A 206-nucleotide genomic window follows, 5' to 3' on the forward strand; every position below is an offset into this window, starting at 1 on the left:
TCCAAAGAAGCGTAGCGGAGGAGTCAAATTGTCGGCTTGATAACCGACATCGACTGCCATGCGCGCGTTCTCGCCCCGGTAGTCGAGGCCGAGGACGACGTTGCCGAACTCATCGGTCTGACGGTCCCACGGTGTATTGCCGTTCGAATAGGTGCTGTTAACCCGAACGCCCCATTCCTTGTGCTCGCCGTAGCGCCGGCTGACGT

1 protein-coding gene is annotated in these 206 nt (G+C 59.7%); it reads right to left on the reverse strand.

Features of this window, described 5'->3' with window-relative positions; translation table 11 throughout:
* Positions 1 to 206, reverse strand: a 206-nt coding sequence (locus KJQ96_RS40000; RefSeq protein WP_213291324.1) for a hypothetical protein, incomplete at both ends; no start/stop codon positions are given.

Origin of the sequence: Bradyrhizobium sp. sGM-13 (genome assembly GCF_018398875.1) — a bacterium.
GTDB lineage: Bacteria > Pseudomonadota > Alphaproteobacteria > Rhizobiales > Xanthobacteraceae > Bradyrhizobium.